General features: G+C 35.6%; 26 protein-coding genes. 13 read left to right on the top strand and 13 right to left on the bottom strand.

Going from position 1 to position 20539, the window contains the following annotated elements:
* From hisB to hisIE, 5 genes are all read left to right on the top strand, one after another.
* The gene (hisB, locus tag BLT30_RS02830) at positions 1 to 1134 is read left to right on the top strand and encodes a bifunctional histidinol-phosphatase/imidazoleglycerol-phosphate dehydratase HisB (protein ID WP_089871220.1); all 1134 of its coding nucleotides are present in this window, start codon (positions 1 to 3) and stop codon (positions 1132 to 1134) included.
* Positions 1135 to 1206: 72 nt separating this feature from the next.
* Positions 1207 to 1788, top strand: a complete 582-nt coding sequence (gene hisH, locus BLT30_RS02825; protein WP_089871218.1) for an imidazole glycerol phosphate synthase subunit HisH — start codon at positions 1207 to 1209, stop codon at positions 1786 to 1788.
* A gap of 125 nt (positions 1789 to 1913) precedes the next feature.
* A complete protein-coding gene (hisA, locus tag BLT30_RS02820; protein ID WP_089871216.1) occupies positions 1914 to 2630 on the top strand; it encodes a 1-(5-phosphoribosyl)-5-[(5-phosphoribosylamino)methylideneamino]imidazole-4-carboxamide isomerase in 717 nt (238 codons plus the stop codon).
* On the top strand, positions 2630 to 3382 hold the full coding sequence (gene hisF / locus BLT30_RS02815) for an imidazole glycerol phosphate synthase subunit HisF (RefSeq protein WP_089871214.1): 753 nt from the start codon (positions 2630 to 2632) through the stop codon (positions 3380 to 3382). The genes hisA and hisF overlap by 1 nt, the downstream gene beginning before the upstream one ends.
* A complete protein-coding gene (gene hisIE / locus BLT30_RS02810; RefSeq protein ID WP_089871213.1) occupies positions 3379 to 3966 on the top strand; it encodes a bifunctional phosphoribosyl-AMP cyclohydrolase/phosphoribosyl-ATP diphosphatase HisIE in 588 nt (195 codons plus the stop codon). The genes hisF and hisIE overlap by 4 nt, the downstream gene beginning before the upstream one ends.
* Positions 3967 to 3990: 24 nt before the next feature.
* Here hisIE and pdxH read toward each other — a convergent pair whose 3' ends face one another.
* Complete coding sequence (gene pdxH / locus BLT30_RS02805; RefSeq protein WP_089871211.1) at positions 3991 to 4644, bottom strand: pyridoxamine 5'-phosphate oxidase; 654 nt, start codon at positions 4642 to 4644, stop codon at positions 3991 to 3993.
* A 325-nt stretch (positions 4645 to 4969) separates the two neighbouring features.
* Between pdxH and BLT30_RS02800 the strand changes: the two genes are divergently transcribed.
* Positions 4970 to 5518, top strand: coding sequence for a YqgE/AlgH family protein (locus BLT30_RS02800; protein ID WP_089871209.1), 549 nt, complete (start codon positions 4970 to 4972; stop codon positions 5516 to 5518).
* Between the two features lie 14 nt (positions 5519 to 5532).
* Here BLT30_RS02800 and BLT30_RS02795 read toward each other — a convergent pair whose 3' ends face one another.
* The 5 genes from BLT30_RS02795 to BLT30_RS02775 all read right to left on the bottom strand — a co-directional run bounded on the left by BLT30_RS02795 (position 5533) and on the right by BLT30_RS02775 (position 8159).
* Positions 5533 to 5925, bottom strand: coding sequence for a DUF1398 domain-containing protein (locus tag BLT30_RS02795; RefSeq protein ID WP_089871207.1), 393 nt, complete (start codon positions 5923 to 5925; stop codon positions 5533 to 5535).
* Complete coding sequence (locus tag BLT30_RS02790; protein ID WP_089872865.1) at positions 5922 to 6761, bottom strand: alpha/beta hydrolase; 840 nt, start codon at positions 6759 to 6761, stop codon at positions 5922 to 5924. Before BLT30_RS02790 ends, BLT30_RS02795 begins: the two co-directional genes overlap by 4 nt.
* 10 nt (positions 6762 to 6771) lie before the next feature.
* The gene (locus BLT30_RS02785) at positions 6772 to 7266 is read right to left on the bottom strand and encodes a Smr/MutS family protein (protein WP_089871205.1); all 495 of its coding nucleotides are present in this window, start codon (positions 7264 to 7266) and stop codon (positions 6772 to 6774) included.
* Between the two features lie 72 nt (positions 7267 to 7338).
* Positions 7339 to 7836 (bottom strand): metallophosphoesterase family protein, encoded by a 498-nt coding sequence (locus BLT30_RS02780; RefSeq protein ID WP_089871203.1) that lies wholly within the window; start codon positions 7834 to 7836, stop codon positions 7339 to 7341.
* A gap of 20 nt (positions 7837 to 7856) precedes the next feature.
* Positions 7857 to 8159 (bottom strand): hypothetical protein, encoded by a 303-nt coding sequence (locus BLT30_RS02775; protein ID WP_089871202.1) that lies wholly within the window; start codon positions 8157 to 8159, stop codon positions 7857 to 7859.
* A gap of 209 nt (positions 8160 to 8368) precedes the next feature.
* Between BLT30_RS02775 and truA the strand changes: the two genes are divergently transcribed.
* The 6 genes from truA to BLT30_RS02745 all read left to right on the top strand — a co-directional run bounded on the left by truA (position 8369) and on the right by BLT30_RS02745 (position 13377).
* Positions 8369 to 9103: a tRNA pseudouridine(38-40) synthase TruA gene (truA, locus tag BLT30_RS02770; RefSeq protein ID WP_089871200.1), complete on the top strand. Its 735-nt coding sequence runs from the start codon at positions 8369 to 8371 to the stop codon at positions 9101 to 9103.
* A gap of 107 nt (positions 9104 to 9210) precedes the next feature.
* Positions 9211 to 9798 (top strand): Crp/Fnr family transcriptional regulator, encoded by a 588-nt coding sequence (locus BLT30_RS02765; RefSeq protein ID WP_089871198.1) that lies wholly within the window; start codon positions 9211 to 9213, stop codon positions 9796 to 9798.
* Between the two features lie 345 nt (positions 9799 to 10143).
* The gene (locus BLT30_RS02760) at positions 10144 to 10911 is read left to right on the top strand and encodes an alpha/beta hydrolase (protein ID WP_089871197.1); all 768 of its coding nucleotides are present in this window, start codon (positions 10144 to 10146) and stop codon (positions 10909 to 10911) included.
* A 120-nt stretch (positions 10912 to 11031) separates the two neighbouring features.
* Entirely contained in the window at positions 11032 to 12780 is a 1749-nt protein-coding gene (locus tag BLT30_RS02755; protein WP_089871195.1) for an ABC transporter ATP-binding protein, read from the top strand.
* Between the two features lie 68 nt (positions 12781 to 12848).
* Entirely contained in the window at positions 12849 to 13085 is a 237-nt protein-coding gene (locus tag BLT30_RS02750; RefSeq protein WP_089871193.1) for a hypothetical protein, read from the top strand.
* 73 nt (positions 13086 to 13158) lie between these two features.
* Positions 13159 to 13377, top strand: a complete 219-nt coding sequence (locus BLT30_RS02745; protein ID WP_221405569.1) for a type II toxin-antitoxin system RelE/ParE family toxin — start codon at positions 13159 to 13161, stop codon at positions 13375 to 13377.
* Between the two features lie 5 nt (positions 13378 to 13382).
* Here BLT30_RS02745 and BLT30_RS18065 read toward each other — a convergent pair whose 3' ends face one another.
* The 7 genes from BLT30_RS18065 to BLT30_RS02715 all read right to left on the bottom strand — a co-directional run bounded on the left by BLT30_RS18065 (position 13383) and on the right by BLT30_RS02715 (position 19971).
* Complete coding sequence (locus tag BLT30_RS18065; RefSeq protein WP_139166556.1) at positions 13383 to 13628, bottom strand: hypothetical protein; 246 nt, start codon at positions 13626 to 13628, stop codon at positions 13383 to 13385.
* A 49-nt stretch (positions 13629 to 13677) separates the two neighbouring features.
* Entirely contained in the window at positions 13678 to 14499 is an 822-nt protein-coding gene (locus tag BLT30_RS02740; protein ID WP_089871191.1) for a flavin reductase family protein, read from the bottom strand.
* 3 nt (positions 14500 to 14502) lie between these two features.
* A complete protein-coding gene (locus BLT30_RS02735; protein ID WP_089871190.1) occupies positions 14503 to 14958 on the bottom strand; it encodes a hypothetical protein in 456 nt (151 codons plus the stop codon).
* Between the two features lie 5 nt (positions 14959 to 14963).
* On the bottom strand, positions 14964 to 16211 hold the full coding sequence (gene fahA, locus BLT30_RS02730) for a fumarylacetoacetase (RefSeq protein WP_089871189.1): 1248 nt from the start codon (positions 16209 to 16211) through the stop codon (positions 14964 to 14966).
* Between the two features lie 112 nt (positions 16212 to 16323).
* The gene (gene hppD, locus BLT30_RS02725) at positions 16324 to 17454 is read right to left on the bottom strand and encodes a 4-hydroxyphenylpyruvate dioxygenase (RefSeq protein ID WP_089871187.1); all 1131 of its coding nucleotides are present in this window, start codon (positions 17452 to 17454) and stop codon (positions 16324 to 16326) included.
* A 382-nt stretch (positions 17455 to 17836) separates the two neighbouring features.
* Complete coding sequence (locus BLT30_RS02720; protein WP_089871185.1) at positions 17837 to 18631, bottom strand: hypothetical protein; 795 nt, start codon at positions 18629 to 18631, stop codon at positions 17837 to 17839.
* A 68-nt stretch (positions 18632 to 18699) separates the two neighbouring features.
* Positions 18700 to 19971, bottom strand: a complete 1272-nt coding sequence (locus BLT30_RS02715) for an acetyl-CoA hydrolase/transferase family protein (protein ID WP_089871183.1) — start codon at positions 19969 to 19971, stop codon at positions 18700 to 18702.
* 218 nt (positions 19972 to 20189) lie between these two features.
* On the opposite strand from BLT30_RS02715, the gene BLT30_RS02710 reads away from it, so the two are divergent.
* Complete coding sequence (locus tag BLT30_RS02710; RefSeq protein ID WP_089872863.1) at positions 20190 to 20480, top strand: hypothetical protein; 291 nt, start codon at positions 20190 to 20192, stop codon at positions 20478 to 20480.
* The last annotated feature ends 59 nt before the right edge of the window (positions 20481 to 20539 follow it).

The raw sequence follows: 20539 nt of genomic DNA, 5'->3' as shown, positions 1-20539 counted from the left end.
ATGAAAAAAATATTATTTTTAGACCGCGACGGAACTTTGATTCTCGAGCCAGAAGATTATCAGGTTGATTCTTTTCAAAAGCTGAAATTCTATCCGCAGGTTTTCACTTATCTTTCAAAAATTGTCAAAGAACTGGATTACGAATTGGTAATGGTGACCAACCAGGACGGTTTGGGAACAGATTCTCATCCAGAAGAAAACTTTTGGACGATTCAGAATTTCATCATTGAAACATTTGAAAGCCAAGACATCAGATTCGAAGATATTTTCATTGATAAAACCTTCGCCAAAGATAATGCGCCAACCAGAAAACCGAACACAGGACTTTTGACAAAATATTTTGATGAAGAAATTTACGACTTAGAAAATTCTTTCGTTATCGGCGACAGAATTACCGATGTGAAACTGGCGAAAAACCTCAATTCAAAAGCGATTTTTATTAACAACGATGAAAATCTTGGTGCAAATGAGATTTTAGAAAATGATGAACTAGAAGATGTCATTGGATTAAAAACAACTTTCTGGAAAGAGATTTACGAATTCTTAAAACTCGAAAACAGAACTTCTGAAATCATCAGAAACACCAACGAAACCAAAATTAAAATCAATCTAAATCTCGATGGAACCGGAAAATCCAACATTGAAACTGGAATTCCATTCTTTAACCATATGCTCGACCAAATTGCGAAACACGGCCAGATGGATTTGGAAATCACAGTCGATGGCGATTTGGAAGTGGACGAACACCACACGATTGAAGATACTGGAATTGCCCTCGGAGAAGCGTTTTACCAAGCATTAGGAAACAAATTAGGAATCGAACGTTACGCTTTTGTTTTGCCGATGGATGATTGTTTGGCGCAGGTGGCGTTGGATTTTGGCGGCCGAAACTGGATTGTTTGGGAAGCGGATTTCAAACGTGAAATGATAGGAAAAATGCCCTCCGAAATGTTCTTCCATTTCTTCAAATCCTTCTCCGATTCTGCAAGAGCAAATCTCAATATCAAAGCGGAAGGCGAAAACGAACACCACAAAATAGAATCGATTTTCAAAGCCTTCGCAAAATGTCTGAAATCTGCCGTAAAACGCGACCCTGACAAAATGATTTTACCATCTACAAAAGGAATGTTGTAATAGACAGATAGATGATAGACTTTGAATCTTGTATCTATCAGTCTTTTATTTATCATCTCAAAATTAAAAATAATGAACACAGTTATCATAGATTACAAAGCTGGAAACGTCCAAAGTCTGCTTTTTGCGATAGAAAGGCTGGGTTTTTCGGCGAAGATTACGAGCAATCCAGACGAGATTTCCAATGCGGACAAAGTCATTTTCCCAGGTGTTGGCGAAGCATCTTTTGCGATGAATTCTTTGCGGGAAACCCAGCTGGATTTGCTGATTCCGGTACTAAAACAGCCACTTTTGGGAATTTGCCTTGGGATGCAATTGCTTTGCAAAGACTCGGAGGAAGGCGACACAAAAGCGTTAGGAATTTTCGATGTTTCGGTTAGAAAATTTCCGGATTCTGTCCTCGTTCCACAGATTGGGTGGAATCAGATTTATGATTTGAAATCAGACTTGTTTAAAAACATTCCGGAGCAGACTTACACGTATCTCGTTCACAGTTACTACGTTGCGAAAAACGAAAGCACAATTGCAACGACAGATTATTCTGAAGCTTACAGCACAGCTTTGCAAAAAGAAAACTTTTTCGGCGTTCAGTTTCATCCCGAAAAAAGCGGAATCTTGGGAAGCAAAATATTAGAGAACTTTTTAAAATTATAATAAATATTAGTTTAAAAATTTCTCGCAGATTTCGCGAATTAAGCAGATTTTAAAATGAATCTACCAAATCTATTAAATCTGCGAGAGTTTAAGAATAAATTCTGTCTGCAAAATATCAATATAAAATGAGAATCATCCCAGCAATAGACATCATCAACGGCGAATGCGTCAGGCTTTCCAAAGGCGATTACAGTCAGAAAACGATTTATAATTCCAATGTTCTGGACGTTGCCAAAAACTTTGAAGCCAACGGAATCGAGTTTCTGCATTTGGTAGATTTGGATGGTGCAAAACAGAATCAAATCATCAATTATAAAATCTTAGAACAGATTTCAAATCAAACCAATTTAATCATCGATTTCGGCGGTGGTTTAAAATCTGAAAAAGATATTAAAATTGCTTTTGAAAGCGGCGCTAATCAGATTACGCTTGGAAGTGTAGCTGTGAAAAATCCAGAATTATTTCAAGCAAGTTTTGAAAAATATGGGTCCGAAAAAATTATTTTGGGAGCTGATGCACGACAGGAAAAAATCGCAATTTCCGGTTGGCTGGAAGAAAGTGAAAATAATATTTATGATTTCATAAAAGAAAAAATAGACAAAGGAATCGAGTACGTTATCTCCACAGACATCGATAAAGATGGGATGCTGGAAGGTCCTTCTTTTGAATTATATGAAAAAATAATTTCTCAAAATCCTGACATCAAACTGATTGCTTCTGGCGGAATTACTTCTACTAATGATTTAGTTCAATTAAAATCATTAGATTGTGAAGGCGCAATCATCGGGAAAGCTTTGTATGAAAACAGAATCACGTTCAACGATTTAAAACCATTTCTCTAATGTTAGCAAAAAGAATCATTCCGTGTCTCGATATCAAAAATGGACAAACTGTAAAAGGTGTCAATTTTCTGGATTTAAAAGAAGTCGGAAATCCTGTGGAAATGGCCATCAAATATTCTCAGCAAGGTGCAGACGAATTGGTTTTTTTGGATATTTCCGCAACCGACGAACGTAGAAAAACCTTGATTCCACTTGTGAAGGAAATCGCTAAAAACATCAATATCCCTTTTACTGTTGGTGGTGGAATTAATGCTTTGGAAAATGTGGAAGAACTTTTGAAAAATGGCGCGGACAAAATCACAATTAATTCTGCAGCTTTATCAAATCCAAAGTTAATAACCGAAGTTGCCAAACGATTTGGTTCACAATGTATGGTTGTTGCGATTGATACAAAATTTGTGAGAAATCAACATAAAGTTTTCAGCAACGGCGGAAAAATCGAAACTGAAAACGAATTGTTTTCCTGGGCAAAAGAAGTCGAAAACCTGGGAGCCGGAGAAATCCTACTAACCTCGATGAATACAGATGGAACGAAAACGGGATTCGCTATTGACATTACAAAAACACTTTCGGAATTAATCAATATTCCGGTGATTGCTTCGGGAGGCGCTGGAACGATGCAGCATTTTGAAGACGTTTTCACAGAAACCAAAGCAACCGGAGCTTTAGCGGCGAGTATTTTTCACTTCAACGAAATCGGAATTCCAGAACTTAAAAATTATTTAAAATCTAAAAATCTACCCATACGATGACTATAAAATTTGACGACAATACTGGCTTGGTTCCCGTCATCATTCAGGATTATCTCAATCTGAAAGTTCTGATGCTTGGCTATATGAATCAAGAAGCTTTTGATAAAACTTTGCAGGAAAAGAAAGTCACTTTTTTCTCCCGTTCCAAAAACAGACTTTGGACAAAAGGTGAAACTTCCGGCAATTTCCTTAAGTTGATTGATTGGAAGCTGGATTGTGATAAAGACACGATTCTCATCAAAGCAAAACCTCTCGGACCAACTTGTCACAACGGAACGACAACTTGTTTTAAAGAAGAAACTGATAAAGGATTTCTGTACGAATTGCAGCAAACTATTTCTGACAAAATTGACAACGATAATTCTACATCTTACACCAATGAACTCTACAAAAGAGGAATCAACAAAGTGGCTCAAAAAGTGGGTGAAGAAGCTGTGGAACTCGTCATAGAAGCCAAAGACAACAACGATGAACTTTTCCTTAATGAAGCTTCGGATTTACTTTATCATTATTTGATTTTGCTGAAGGCTAAAGGTTTTTCATTAGAAGATGTTGAAAAGGTTTTGAAATCGAGAAGTAAATAAAAGTTCCAGCATTTGCTGGAGTTTTTATGGTGCCAATCTGGAAACCTTCCAATCAAAATCTTCTGTCAACGAGTAAAGAATTCTATCGTGAAGACGATTTGGACGACCTTGCCAGAATTCGATTTCGTAGGGTTTTGCGATGTAGCCGCCCCAGTTTTCGGGTCTTGGAATTTCTTTGTCTTCGAATTCTTTTTCGAGGTCTTTCAATTTATTTTCGAGGAAATCTCGGTTAGGAATTTCCTGACTTTGAGGTGAAACTGCAGCGCCTAACTGACTGCCTTTTGGTCGTGAATGAAAATAGCCGTCGCTGAGATTTTCTGCAATTCTCTCAACATTAGCTTTGATGATGATTTGTCTTTCCAGGCTTGGCCAGAAAAAGCTGAGACAAGCTTTCTGGGTTTTCTCTAGTGATTTTCCTTTTCGGCTATCGTAATTGGTATAAAAAATAAAACCTTCCCAATTATAGGATTTGAGCAAAACCATTCTGGTTCTTGGACATCCGTCTTCTTCCACGGTGGAAATAGCCATTGCGTTGGCTTCGGAAACTTGTGGATTTTCTTCGGCATCCAGAAACCAGTTGCGGAATTGTTCGATGGGGTTTTCTTTGATCTCGGTTTCGATGAGTTGGGATTTATCGTAAACTTTTCTTTTATCGTGGAGGTTTTCTGAGTTGTTCATTTGATTTGAGTGCTGGAAATTATTTGAACGCAAAGTTCGCTAAGATTTTTTATATACTAACTGTTTTAAGTTCGCAAAGACGTAAAACTCATCAAAGATAAAAATTCAAATTATGAGAAAATTATAATTGGCAGACCAATCTTCAACTTGGCGAAGCTACAGCCCGGCTTGAACGGAAATCCTTTTTTGTGGCTGGAAATGCTTAGGCAAAAAGATTGGGAGTGGAAGACGGAATAGCTGCCCAAAATATTCTCAGCTATATAATTTTAACTTAAATTTTCGCCGAATTCTTTTTCAAAAAAATATTTTTTTATAGATTTGATAGATGAATTACTCTTACAAAGGTAAAATTTTAATATCAACACCTGATGTTTCGGGCGACATATTTTCGCGCTCGGTCGTTCTGATAGTGGACCATAATGAAAATGGGGCGTTTGGTCTTATCCTGAACAAGAAGAATCAGAATATGAGTTCAAGGCTTCTGAATATTTTCGGCTTCCCTGTGGAACTTTATGAGGGCGGGCCTGTGGAAAGTGACAGGGTTTATTTTATACTGAAAGGTCAAAAGGTAACGGACAATTTCATAGAAATCAATCAGGAATTTTACCTGACCGAAGATATTGATTCTGTGGTTTCTGCGATTGTGAATAGTGAGATCAGTATTTCGGATATCAAGGTTTTTTCCGGATATTCGGGTTGGGGCGCTTTGCAACTGGAAGGCGAATTACAGCGAAAAATGTGGACAATTGTAGATGTTTACAATCTGGATTACACACTCCCAAATGACCAGAATCTCTGGAAAAATATTATGCAAAATCTGGGTGGCGAATTTTTGCTTTGGGCGAATGCGCCGGAGGATGTTTCGATGAATTAAAATAAAAATCCCTACTAGATAGGGATTCGTTCTTCAAAAACGATTGTTCCGTTTTCTGTGTAATAGGTGCAGATTTTTGCATCGATATCGACAATCCATTTGTAAATTCCGCTGTCGGCACAATCTTTACAAAACTGGAAAAAGTCTGTTGCGCCTTGCTGATGATTTCGTAGATCAGATAAGAATTTCTCCGGATTTGGGATTCCATAGATTAACAATGGTGCGTATTGTTGGGGCGCAGAAACTTTGTAACCATCGCTTCCTAAATAATTAGTAGAACCATCTTCTACAAAAGTTTCTAGACTTTTGACGCCCATTTCTCTAATTATTTTTGCGAATTGAGGAAAACCTTTTCCACTCTCTACGTTGGAATGCGCATCTTGAATTTGTTGTAGTGTAAACATCATTGTAAGTTTTTCTGTGTTTTTATTTTCTTAGTTAGTTCTCTGACTTCTTTGATCAATAGATGAAAAGCTGGCTGCGCCATACTTACGTGGTCGAATCCATCTTCTTCAAATAATTTTACGGAAGGATGTTTTACGAGATTCAACATTCTTGCCAAATACGCGTTTTCTTCGTATCGTCCGAGCAATTCTAATTCTCTGTCGCCTGTAATCAAAACAATGGGCGGCGCATCTTTCCGTACGTGGAATAGTGGTGCATATTGATCAATTGTCGGTTGTAATTCAGGGATTCCTTGTTCTTTTCTGATTTGAAAATGTGTGATAGCTTGTCCGCTGAACGGAATCAGTCCTGCAATCTGGTCTGCATCAATTTTATATTTCTGAAGATATTTTTTGTCCAACGTGATTATCATTGCCAGATAACCTCCCGCCGAATGTCCAGACTCGAAAATCAGATTTTTATTTCCTCCGTATTTTTCGATATTTTCGAAAACCCAGGCCGTTGCTGCAGCGGCATCTTCTATATAAGCTGGCGCTTTTACTTTGGGAGCCAAACGATATTCTACACTTACAACAGCTATATTCTCGTTCAGTAATTCTTTTGGCAACTCATTATTTCCACCAGTTAATCCGCCACCGTGGAACCAAATAACAGTCGGGAAATTCTTAGCATTGGTTGGATAATAGAAATTCAGTTTGCATTGAGAATTGATGTAAGAATCACTTTTTCTAATATTCTCAGGATAATAAGAGATATTGTTTTCTGTTTTATATTCTGTTTGAGCAAAACTGAGTGCAAAAACTAAAATTAAAATAAGGCTGATTGGTTTTCTGAACATAATTACTTTTTTATAAAAATTTGACTTCGACATTTCCGGATTGATGATAGAAAAATCCATCACTGTCGTATTCGATATTGGTAAGACCTTCTAAAACGTCGTAGACCATTTTCTGTAAAACACCGTCGCCGATTCCGTGGATGATTTGTAAGGTTTTGATTTTATTCTTTCTACAAAAATCAATGGTTTCCAAAAGCTTTTCTTTCTGAATCATCAATCTTTCAAAAGCATCATAATCTGAAGGATTTTTGACCAAAAAATTAAAATGCAGGTCGAGTTTCAGAGGTGTTTTGTTATGCTTTTTCGAGGTAATTTTTGGAGTTTCTTTTTTCTTGATAATTGGAGAATTTTCGTATAAATCGGAATCGATGATTGTTAATTTATCTTTCGAAAAATTGTAAGTAAAGCCGTGTTCATCCTCGATTTTCACCTGATTGGCAATAATTTTCAGAACCTTACCTCTAAGATTTTCATCGATTACAGAAACTAAATCTCCAATTTTCATTCTTAATTATAATTGATAAATGATGATTTATAAATGATTAAAAAACTCACAAATTCTATAATTCTAAAACTCTCAAACCCTACTTCCGAGTTCTATGATTTCCAAATCCTTGATTTCATCTTTATTGATTGTGAAACGCATCATTGTTCTTACTTTGTGCCAGCCGGATTTTCCACAAGCACCGGGATTAAGATGAAGAAGATTGTTCTTTTTATCAAACATCGCTTTCAGAATATGAGAATGTCCGGAAATAAATAATTTCGGTTTTCTCTCCGCAATTTCCTTTTTTGCCAAAGGCGAATATCGTTCTGGATAACCGCCAATATGAATCATCAGAACATCCACATCTTCGCATTTGAAACTCAAAACTTCGGGGAAAATCGTTCGGATTTTAGCTTCGTCAATATTACCATAAACACCTCGCAAAGGTTTTATTTTTTCGAGTTCGTCAATCACATTCATATTCCCAAAATCGCCGCAATGCCAAACTTCATCGGCGTCTTTAGCATAATCAAGAATTCTGTCATCGATATAAGAATGAGTGTCTGATAAAAGAAGAATGCGTTTCATTTTGAAATTGAAATTAAAAGTTAGAGCTGAAAAGTAATCCCATATTTTGAAAAATACCAAATTGCTCCTGCAAGTGACATTCCCAGTAACAGCAAAATTATCAGAATCCAAAATGCCAAAGTCCTGACACCTTTTTTATATAGAATCACGAATGTGAGTTGCAAACCAATGAAAAGAATCAGCAATACAATAACGTTGACTATAATCTGGGTTTGTGACAGCCCTTGACTGAAAAGAAAAACTGAAACCAGCACAAATATAATGACCATCAGTTTTATAAATTCGGCAGGATTGGAAAGTTTATTTGTTTTGAGAGGTTTCATTTTTCAGGATTTTTCGAATCACGAAATTACGAATTACTATTTGTTTAACGCAAAGGCACAAAAAAAACTAAAATCGATATGTTTATAAGTCGCAAAGGCAAATTTTGCGACTTAAAGAATTTATTTTTATTCTTAAACATTTGCGTCTTTGCGATTAAAATATAAGTTGCTTTAATAATTGAAAAAAAAAGAAGAAATTTGCCCTTGAGATGAGATATTTTATAGAGTTTTCTTACAACGGTTCGGCTTATTTTGGTTATCAGATCCAGCCTAAACAGATTTCTGTTCAGGAGGAATTGGAAAAAGCTTTATCAACGATTCTTCGTGAACCCATCAAAACAACCGGAGCAGGAAGAACCGACACAGGTGTCCACGCTAAGAAAATGTTTGCCCATTTTGAAACCGAACAAACCCTTGATGAAAACTTAGTTCATAAACTCAATTCTTTTCTGTCAGAAAACATTGCTATCAAAAGAATTTTCGAGGTTGCTGATGATATGCACGCTAGATTCAGTGCGACTTACAGAACTTATGAATATTATATTTCGCTGGAAAAAGACCCTTTTTCCAAAGATGCTTCCTGGCAATATTGGCGTCAAAAACCTTTGAATATTGACTTGATGAATGAAGCCTGCAAAATCCTTTTCGAATATGATGATTTTACAAGTTTTGCCAAACTCCACACCGATAACAAAACCAATATTTGTAAAATCTACAAGGCAGAATGGGAACAGCTTGGAAATCAGTTGAAATTCACTATTTCTGCTGACCGATTCCTGAGAAATATGGTACGAGCGATTGTCGGAACAATGGTTGAAGTCGGAACTGGAAAAATTGTTCCAGACGATTTGAGAAAAATAATCGAAGACAAATTCCGGAATTCTGCTGGAGTTTCCGCGCCTGCACAAGGGCTTTTTCTGGTAGATGTTGGCTATGATTTTTAGTGTTTGAGAATCAGAGAGTTTTAGAGTTTCGTATTGTGAAATGAAATTATTTTCATATTTTTAACTAATTGACTTTAAAACAACTAACTCTTTAAAATCTTAAACTAATGACCGAAATAGACAAACTCACATTCGCATTGAATCAATTTGCCGGACTTTCCGAAGATGATTTCAAATTATCTTCCGATTTTTGGTTTGTGAAGGATTACAAAAAGGGTGAATTCTATAATCTTCGAGGAACGGTTTGTACTTATTTCGGATTTATTGTTGACGGCGTTTTCCGTTCTTATACGATTGACGAAAAGGCGGGTGAAGAGAAAAATGTTTTTCTCTATTCTGCAAACGGATTCGTGGTTTCCTTCAAAAGTTTTATCAATCAGATTCCCTGTGATTATTTTACACAGGCGATGACAGACGCTTCGATTATTTATATTCGTTATACAGATTTGCTTTCATTGTATCAAAAGTCACATCAATGGGAAAAATTCGGTCGATTGTTAGCTCAGGAAGCTTTCAATGTGACGATGACCAGAATCGAAGGTTTTCTTTTGAAATCTCCCGAAGAGCGTTATCTTGACCTCATCAAACAACATCCGGATATTTTTAACAATGTTCCGCTTTATCATATTTCGTCTTATTTGGGAATTCAAGGACCGTCTCTTAGCCGGATTAGGAAAAGACTTTCTGGGAAATAGTTTTTATATCATTAATTTCCATAGGTTGCACCTACGGCATTTATATTGAACTCTTCGAGTTCTTTGGATTTTACAATCTGTTTTGCAGACAATTGCCCGCAGCCCGACTTGAGCGGAAATCCTTTTTACGCAACGTAGTGGAGTGAAAAGATTGGGAGCGAAAGGCGGATTAAGCTGCCCAAATAAATATTTTATAATAAAACTATCGCAGATTTTTCCGATTGACCAGATAATTAATTACTTCATAAATATTTATTTTTCAAAATGATGCGATTTTAACTTGGGTTAAAGTTTTCCTCATTCAATCTTCTGAACTTTGTCTCATAATTTAAACATCAAAATATTATGCAAACAAAAACTATCGTATTGATTCACGGATTATTCGTCAACAATACAAGCTGGAAAGAATGGAAAACTTATTTCGAAAACCAAGGTTACACCGTTCACACACCTTCCAATCCTGGACACGCAGGAAATCCTGTCGAATTGAAAAGAAACATTCCTTCTGAACTAAGAACTGTAAGTTTTGAACAAACGTTGGACAATCTTGTGAAATTCATTGATACGCTTCCAGAAAAACCGATTGTTGTAGGACATTCTTTCGGTGGATTATTGGTTCAAAAACTGATTGAATTGGACAAAGCTGTTGCCGGAGTGAGCATAGACGGCGCTCCTCCAAAAAATGTAATGGCACCTTTGTCCACTATAAAAATTGTTTGGCCGGTTTTCAATTTCTTCAAAGGAAACAGTCCATATCTTGGAACAAAAGATTGGTATCATCGCGCATTTTTCAATAATTATTCCAGAGAAGAAAGTGATAAATTGTATGAAACAGTTGCTGCTCCGGAAAGTAGAAGATTGGCGAGAGACCCGCTTTTGAAATCGATTGGTAATGTTGATTTTAAGAAAGCCCACAATCCGCTATTGTTCATCGGAGGTTCTAATGACGCTATTTTTCCGGCTGACTTTACTGCAAAAATTGCCAATTCCTACAAGGACAAAAACAGCGTTTTGGATTTGAAGATCTTTGAAGGGAGAAGTCATTTTATCTGTGGTGAAAAAGGTTGGGAAGAAGTTGCCGAATATGTTTTGAATTGGATTAAGAAACAATAAATACTATTCATTTTGTCTATTAATAAATTTAGTTAATGGTCGGCGTTTCAATTTTTAAAGTCTTATTTTTGCAAAGATTTTTTCGATTCTGAAAAAATCTCCGGAATTCTAAGAATAAAAATGAAGCAACAAAATACCTGGGACATTGTCAAGCGATTATTTTTAATCGGAATGAAATTTAGGTCGTGGTTTATTTTCACACTGATCATTTCAATTTTTCTTGCAATCGTTTCCACTTACAGACCGATTCTTACCAAAAATGTAGTCGATATAGACATCGTTCAGCTGAAAGATAAAGCACAGCTGATGAAACACATCTATCTGCTGATCGGATTGGTGGTTGCTGAAACGATTCTTAACTTTTTCTTAGTTTACTTCTCGAATTTCATTTCGCAAAATGTGATCAGAGACATCAGAGAAAGACTTTATCACAAACTCATCTATTTCCGGACTGCATTTTTTGACAAAACCCCGATTGGGAGTTTGGTAACGAGAGCTGTTGGCGACGTAGAAACGATTGCGACAGTTTATACGGATGGATTCTTGATGGTTTTCGGGGATATCCTGAGAATTGTGATGGTCCTTTTTGCAATGTTTCAGGTGGATACACATCTGAGTATGATTTCGTTAGCGATTCTTCCGCTGATGGTCATCATTACAAGAGCTTTCCAAAAAAGACTGAAGGTTGCATTTGGTTCGGAAAGAAGCTGGACTGCTACACAAAACAGTTTTGTTCAGGAGCGTTTGGCGGGAATGTCATTGATTCAGGTTTTTAATAGAGAAGAAGCAGAATTTTCGAAATTCGATAAAATCAATATCGAGCTGAAAAAAGCATTGCTGAGAACAGTTTTTATCTTCTCATTGTTCTTTCCGGTTGTTGAATTGATTTCGTCACTTTTTATTGGATTTATTCTATTTTATGGAGGTTTCATTAAATCTACGCCAGGCGTTATTATTGCTTTTATTCAGTTCATCAATATGCTGATTCGTCCGCTGAGACAGATTGCAGATAGATTCAATAATATTCAGAGAGGAATTGTTGGTGCGGAAAGAGTTCTTGGTGTAATGGACGAAGATCAAGCGATGCCGAATAACGGAACAATTGCCAAAGACCATTTTGACGGAAAAATTGAGTTTGAGAAAGTTCATTTTGCTTACGATGACAAGCAGGAAGTCTTGAAAGGCATCGATTTCAAAGTGAATCCTGGTGAAACTGTTGCCATTGTTGGTGCAACCGGAGCAGGCAAATCAACGATTATCAGCCTAATTACAAGATTATATGATATCAATTCCGGAAAAATAATGTTGGATGGCGTTGACATCAGAGATTATGAGCTGTATAATTTGAGAAGTCATATTGGTGTTGTTCTTCAGGACGTTTTCCTTTTCCACGGCAGTATTTTTGAAAACCTGACTTTGGGCGATGAAGATATCACACTCGAAAATATCAAAAAAGCGGCGAGAGAAATTGAGGTTGATGAGTTTATAGAAAGATTGCCAAACGGTTACGATTATGTGGTGAGCGAAAGAGGTTCTTCTATTTCTCTTGGACAAAGACAATTATTATCATTTTTGAGAGCTTATCTTTCTGACCCGAAAATCCTGATTCTTGACGAAGCGACTTCATCCATTGACCACGAAAGTGAGAAATTAATACAAAGAGCGACTGAAAAAATCACGAAAAACAGAACTTCAATCATCATTGCACACAGACTTTCTACAATAGAAAAAGCAGACAAAATCATCGTAATGGACCACGGACTGATTGTGGAAGAAGGAACGCATCAGGAACTTCTGGCTAAGAATGGTTATTATTCTGTTCTTTATAAAGCTCAGGTTGTGAATGAAGATGGGGAGATGACAATTTAATTTTAAGATTTAATTCGTTAATTTTTGATTGAAAATAAATTTGTAATTTTGATTAAAACCTTTTGAAAATGAATATCGAATCGAGAAAAATAGAATTTGTTCAGGCTTTTCTGAATCTTCAAAGTGAGGAATTGATTTCTCAATTCGAGAAACTATTGAAAAAAGCTAAACAATCTGAAAAAGAATTAAAGCCTTTTACAATTGAGGAACTAAATTCACGCTTAAATGACTCTATAAATGATTCTAACAATGATAATGTGATAGAATCAAATGAACTACTTTCAGAAATCCAGCAATGGCAATGAAAATCTTTTGGACAGCTTTTGCTAAAAGAGAATTAAAGAATATTTGAAAGCGAGTCCGAAAATTGCGAAAAAATTGGTTACTGAAATTGTCGACAAAACCAATATTTTAGATTTTCAAAACAAAATAGGACAAAAAGAAGAACTATTGTCTGACCGAAAAGAGGGTTTCAGATACTTGGTTTCCAATAATTATAAAATAATTTATTGGTTTAATAAAGAAAAGAATCGTATTGAAATCGTGGACATTTTCGACACTCGTCAAAATCCTTTAAAAATAGAACGAGAAAAATAATCAACTCAATCCTTGATAATCTTATACCTAAAACTTATTAATCCCGAGGTCAATATCAGACAAACAATAATGATAATTTTGAGACTTTTAATCCATAGACAAAGGTCTCTCCCTGTAATGACAGAAATGCAGTCTTTCGGATTTTCGGTTTCGTACTTCAAACTGACTTGAGTATTGATAACGCCGAAAACGGATACCAAAATAACCAAAATCAGAAGACTGATGATGGCATTATATACCTGCTTTCTCATAGTTTATTTGATTAGTTTTTGGTTTTTATGCTTTAGTTTTATTGCTATTTCAAAGTTTTAAAATTTCCCAGGCTTTTTCGATTTCATTATTTTTTAAAAACTTTTGTGCAGATAAATGTACATCTTTTTCTGAAGAAAATTGACCTTGTAGTAAAACTTCTACATTCGCCAACATTCCAAGGTCGTTGCCTGTAAAAACATCACTTTGTTTAATTTCTTCAGGAAGCTGGTCGTAACCAATTCCTTTCGTGACCAAAGGTTTAGGAACTTCGAAGATATTATTTTCGTTATTTCTGGAATAGAAATTACTTCCCAGCCTCGCCACCAAATCCAATCTTTTCTGATCAAGATTTCCAGCTTCATCCAGATATTTTTCATTGATATGAATCTTGACAATTTCTGCAATCACGAGATTTCCAGCACCTCCAAGATTTCCCAAAGATTTAATTTCAAGAACTTTACATTCGAAATTAACTGGTGATTCTTCGATCAAAGGTGGTTTTACCAAATCTGCTGGCTTCATCGTCAATCCTGATTTGATGAATTCGTTTATGCCGTCTTCGTATTCTGTACTGGCTAATGAAACCTGCTGAACTATATCGAAATTCACATTTCCAATAACCAATTCCGGAACTTCTTTCAGATTTTCCAACGTATGTTTCGTCGTATTATCACGAACTCTTCTGGAAGGTGAAATAATCACAACCGGAGGAACCGTGCTAAACATATTGAAAAAACTAAAAGGTGAAAGATTGATTTCTCCTTTACTATTAATCGTACTTGCCAGAGCAATCGGTCTTGGTGCAATTGCGGTTTGCATTACTTGTTGCAATTGCATTGCAGGAATATCAGAAGGGATGATTGTTTTCATTAATTATTGTTTTTCAAATTTTTTAATTGATAAAATTTCTCTTTGCTTATCAATATTCAACTCAAAAATTTGTTTTGTATTGTTGTTTAATTCATTAATCAAGAAACGTTTATCAGATTCATCTGTCGAATTTAATTCTTTGAATTTTGTTGATGTGTAATTTAATTTGCTCGCCAATTTTAAGCTGTAAGTTTTATTCGAAATACATTTAACATTAACTAAGTTTTCGCAAGATTCGTTTCCACTTGTATCTGTTACAGATGCAGTTGCGACTTCAACCTCAGCACAATTATAACTAATAAAATTTTGATTATCCTTAGTTTCAAAAACAGGATTGGTAATCGTAATTATTGAATCCGACGTGTCTTTTGCTACACAAATACAATCACTAATTCCTTCGTGAGCTTTTTTACAACCGAATAAAAAGATGACAACAAATAAACAAATAGAGACTTTCATTAAATTTAAATTGCCGGCAAAATTTTCCCAGAAACTTCCCCGAATCCAACTCGGATTCCGTCTTTTTCTGACCAAGCTTTCATCGTGATTGTATCGCCGTCTTCTATGAATTTTCTTTCGATTCCGTTTTTGAGTTGCAAAGGCTTTGTTCCTCTCCAAGTCAATTCTAACATAGAACCGTAAGATTTTTCATTTTCTCCGGAAATGGTTCCACTGGCGTAAACATCACCAACTTCAACATTACAGCCATTCACCGTGTGATGCGCCAATTGCTGGAACATATTCCAATACATAAATTTGTAATTGCTTTGCGAGATGAGATTTTCTTCTGAATTTTCAGGCTTCAAATAAACTTCAAGATTGATGTCGTAATTTTTGTCTCCTTCGAATTTCAGATAATCCAAAACTTCCGGTTCCTGTTTTGGGGATTCAGTTTTAAAAGGTTGCAAAGCTTCCAAAGTGACAATCCAAGGCGAAATAGAAGACCCGAAGTTTTTCCCTAAAAATGGACCTAAAGGAACATATTCCCAACTCTGGATATCTCGAGCTGACCAATCGTTGAAAATCATCATTCCGAAAATTGCATCCTCAGTTTCTGTAATAGAAATCCTTTCTCCCAAATCCGTATTTTTATTGACAACAAAAGCCATTTCTAATTCGAAATCAAGTTGTTTCGATGCACCGAAAATTGGTTTATCTGAATCAGCAGGTTTAATCTGTCCGCAAGGTCTTGTGATATCAATTCCTGATAAGACAATAGACGATGCACGACCGTGATAACCAACCGGCAAATGTTTCCAGTTGGGCAATAACGCATTCGCAGGGTCACGAAACATCATTCCTACATTGGTTGCGTGTTGGATGCTACTGTAAAAATCTGTATAATTCGGGATGTGCAAAGGCATCATCATCTGAATCTCATCCAAGTTATAAAAACATTCCTCCAAAGCTCTCTCATCTTTCGACAACAAAGAATCTTCAAGTAATAATTCCTGAATCCTTTCGCGAACTTTATTCGTAACTGGTTTTCCTAATTCTATAAATTCGTTGATCGTGTAACCTTCGAAAACATTTTCTTCAAAACCTTTGATATCTTCAAAATAACCAAGGTCGAATAAAGTTGCCAGATCAATGATGATATCACCAATTCTTGTAGCACAGGCAATATATTCTTTGTTGAAAACGCAAACTCCAAACGGAATATTATGAATTGAAAAATCAGAATCTGAAGGATAATTGATGAAAGATTTCATTATAAGTAGATGTTAGATATTAGAATTTTGACATTAGATTTTAAATCTATGAAAAAATTAAAGCATTAAAAATAATGCTTTAATTGTAAAAATATAAGAAAATAATTTGGGTTTATAAGTTTCCGCGTCTCTCCTGTTCTCTTTCCAAAGCTTCGAAAAGTGCCTTGAAATTTCCAGCACCGAAACTCTGAGCACCGTGTCTCTCGATGATCTCGTAGAACAAAGTTGGTCTGTCTTCCACAGGTTTTGTGAAAATCTGAAGCAAGTAACCTTCCTCATCACAGTCTACAAGAATTCCAAGATTCTGAAGTTTTTTGATATCTTCATCGATATCACCTACTCTTTCTGGAATCATCTCGTAATAAGCTTCCGGCGGTGGTGAAAGGAATTCCACACCTCTGTTTTTAAGTTCTGTAACAGTTTTTACAATGTCTTTTGTTGCAACTGCAATATGCTGGACGCCTTCGCCTTCATAGAAATCCAGATATTCTTCTACCTGAGATTTTCTCTGGCCTTCTGCCGGCTCATTGATCGGGAATTTTGCAAAACCGTTTCCATTAGACATTACTTTTGACATCAATGCAGAATATTCCGTATTGATTTGTTTATCATCAAACGAAAGGATATTCACAAATCCCATCACTTTTTCGTACCATTCAACCGTTGGAATCATTCTATCCCAACCGACATTTCCCACACAATGGTCAACATACAACAATCCAACATCAGAAGGATTGTAATCGCTTTCCCATTTTTCGTAGCCTGGCATAAAAGCGCCTGTGTAATTTTTACGTTCTATGAACATATGAACGGTTTCGCCGTAAGTGTAAACACCAGACATTCTAACCTCACCAAATTCATCGGTCAAGGTCTTTGGCTCCATATATGGCCTTCCGCCACGTTTTGTCGTTTCTTCAAAAGCTTTGTAGGCATCATCTACCCAAAGTGCAAGAATCTTAACACCGTCACCATGCTTCTGCTGATGCTGGCAAATTGGAGAATCTGACCTCAAACCAGAAGTTAGGACCAATCTGATTTTTCCTTGCTGTAAAACATAAGAAGCTCTGTCTCTGACACCAGTCTCAGGGCCAGCATAAGCGACAGACTGAAATCCGAACGCTGTTTTGTAAAAATGGGCAGCTTGTTTGGCATTTCCCACATAAAATTCTATAAAATCTGTTCCATTAATGGGGAGAAAATTTTCAGCCTGTGCGATTTTCTCGGCAAAAGTGAGTGTTGACATTTTACTTTTTTACTTTATTATCTGTCTTGCCAAGATAACATTTTTTCACAAACAAACTAACATTTGTTAGTTTAATTATGTTTATAGCCAAGAATTCATTTTTAATTAATTCTATAGATATACAAAAAAATAGTTAAAATAAACAAAATGCAAACGATTACACAACTCACAAATAACAATTTTAATTTAATAATGTTAAAACTAAATCAACAAAAATTAACTTAGACTAATTTTTAGGCAACAAAACAACACTTTAAATAAAAATAATATAATATGTATTTTTAAGTACATTTAAGTTTATTTTCATTGGTTTTCTATTATTACCTTTGTTAAAGAATTGTCAAGATTCTAAAAACACAAATAACGAAAAAAGCCGTATTCACTACGGCTTTTTGTCTATTACATTATTTAATAATCCGGAATTTGGATTATAATTGTCCCATATCCTCCAGGCATTATCCCTATGCTTTATAAAATAGATCTGTGTATTAAGTTCATTTACTAAGTATTCTTCGTTGGAATTCTCAACAACAAATACGAGATTCCAAAATTCTTGCGTTTTTACAACAATCTTATCGGATTCTTCCGAAATCACATCGAGGTCAAAGATCTCAAAATTTGACCGGTTATTTTTTGTATACAGTTTCAAATTCCTATCACAAAGTTCTGAGCTGTAATTCCTTATTCTTTCAATAAACGGTGCCTCCGGAAAGATAAGGTCATCAAAAATTTCAATTCTGGATTCTGGGAAACTTTTGAAAAATTCAAAATTAGTGCGGCAATATCTATAAACAATATCCGTCGTAAGCTCTTTGCTGAAAAGATTTTCGTTATATAGATCATTCTCTTTGACATTCATTACATAGGCATTCAAATCCTTGAATCCTAAGAATATGCATATCTTGTCCAAAGTTTTCAGAAACCGTAGGTCATTGTGGGTCTTATAATCATAATCACTTTCAAAAAACCTTTGCAATGTAATATGGGAAATACTTGTTCCTAATTCAAACCTCCTTTCATTTTGCAATTCTATCCTTTTCGATAGATCTTCTTTTATGACTTCCGAAAGAATAACATAATGACTCCTCTTCCAAGGATCTATATTTCCAAGAATAGAATTCTTGACGACAGAATGCTCTCTTATCTCCTCTTTTATTAAATTATAAATAGACTTCAAACCATCAAAATTTTCATACTATCTCAAATGTACAATAAATAGTATGAAATTTAAAATTTGTTCAATTTTTATTTGAATCTTTCGTACGCTGCTCTATCTAGCATTTCTCTGTCATCAGGATGAGAGATTTCAATTAAAGCTTTTGCTCTCTGACGTAGGTTCTTACCATACAGATAAGCCGTTCCAAATTCGGTAACAACATAATGAATATGGCCTCTGGTTGTGACCACACCCGCACCTTGCTTCAGAAAAGGAACTATTCTAGGAACGCCTTTTTTAGTTCTTGATGAAATTGCCATAATTGGTTTTCCACCTTCACTAAGCGCTGCTCCTCTCATAAAATCCATCTGCCCACCGATCCCACTGAATTGATAAGTTCCGATAGAATCCGCACAGACCTGTCCAGTCAAGTCTATCTCGATAGCAGAATTGATAGCATGAACTTTTTTATTCTTCATAATATTAATCGGAAAATTAACATGCTGAACATCCATAAACGCGATTGCTGGATTATCATCTACAAAATCATATAACTTTCTCGTTCCAAAGCAGAAACTGGTAATCGTTCTGTTGGTATGGGTTCCTTTATGTTTATTGTTAACGATATCATTGAGGATCAAATCAACAACGCCATCACTCAACATCTCGGTATGGATTCCCAGGTCTTTGTGATTGTTAAGGCATTTCAAAACAGCATCAGGTATGGTTCCAATTCCCATTTGCAAAGTGGCTTTATCATCAATCAATTCTGCAACGTGTTTCCCTATCAACATCTCTTCCGCACCCACTTTTGCACCGTAATCAATCGTCAAAAGGTCATTTTCACTCCATACCAATTTTTCGATTCTGCTAACATGAATCATTCCGTCACCGTGTGTTCTCGGCATTTTTGGATTCACGATGGCGATGATCTTTTTCGCTGTGTCAATTGCGCTTCTTGCAACATCCACAGAAGTTCCCAAAGTACAATAGCCATGATTATCCGGAGGAGAAACCGTGATCATTGCTACATCAATTGGAAGAATATTATTTTTGAAAAGGATCGGAATTTCACTTAAAAAAATAGGAACATAATCACCGTTTTCACCATTGACAGCCTCACGAACCGGAGCTGATGTAAATAATGAATTGATGTAAAAGCTATCCTTATATTGAGGTTTTGCAATTTCTACATTACCTTGCTGTGTAATGGAAACCATCTCCACATCTTTGAGTCTGGAAGATTGTTTTGCCAGTTCATCATAGAAAAGATCAGGTGTACAGGCACTGCCGTGTCCGAAAATCCTGTCACCGCTTTTAATAATCGAAATTGCCTCTTCCGAGCTAACGTAATTGACCATAGGTTGTATTGTTTTTTCAAAATTAACCAATATTACAAATATAAAAGATGAGCGTTATCAGTTTGGTAAAAAGTCATTGTTTCTTTCTATCAATTTTTAACACTCTCATTTTTAAAAGCTTGAACAAAAAAATATAAAATAATTTGAAACGTAAAATAAAATTCATTTACTTTGCAATTCAAAGTTCTTTATGATTAATGAATTTAAATTTTAAAATTATGATTACAAGAAGCCAAAGAAATACGATTCTATTTTCAGTGCCTGTGATTTTATTAAATATCCCATTGATTGCAATGCAATTCTCTAAAAATTGGGATTGGTCACTACTCGATTTTGTTGCAGCTGGAGTTATCCTTTTCGGAACAGCACTTACAATTAATTTGATCTTGGAAAAATTTAAAACTACAAAAAGCCGATTAATCATGATCTTGATAACATTAACTATTCTTGCTCTGGTCTGGATAGAATTGGCGGTTGGTATTTTCGGAAGTCCTTTTGCTGGAAGTTGATGATCTTTTGATATCGAAACTAAATTTAAAAAGCTAACATTTCTGTTAGCTTTTATTTT

This window comes from Epilithonimonas hungarica, assembly GCF_900102265.1.
Classification (GTDB): domain Bacteria; phylum Bacteroidota; class Bacteroidia; order Flavobacteriales; family Weeksellaceae; genus Epilithonimonas; species Epilithonimonas hungarica.
Note: the sequence above shows the minus strand (reverse complement) of the source record. Positions and strands in the feature narration are given on the sequence as shown.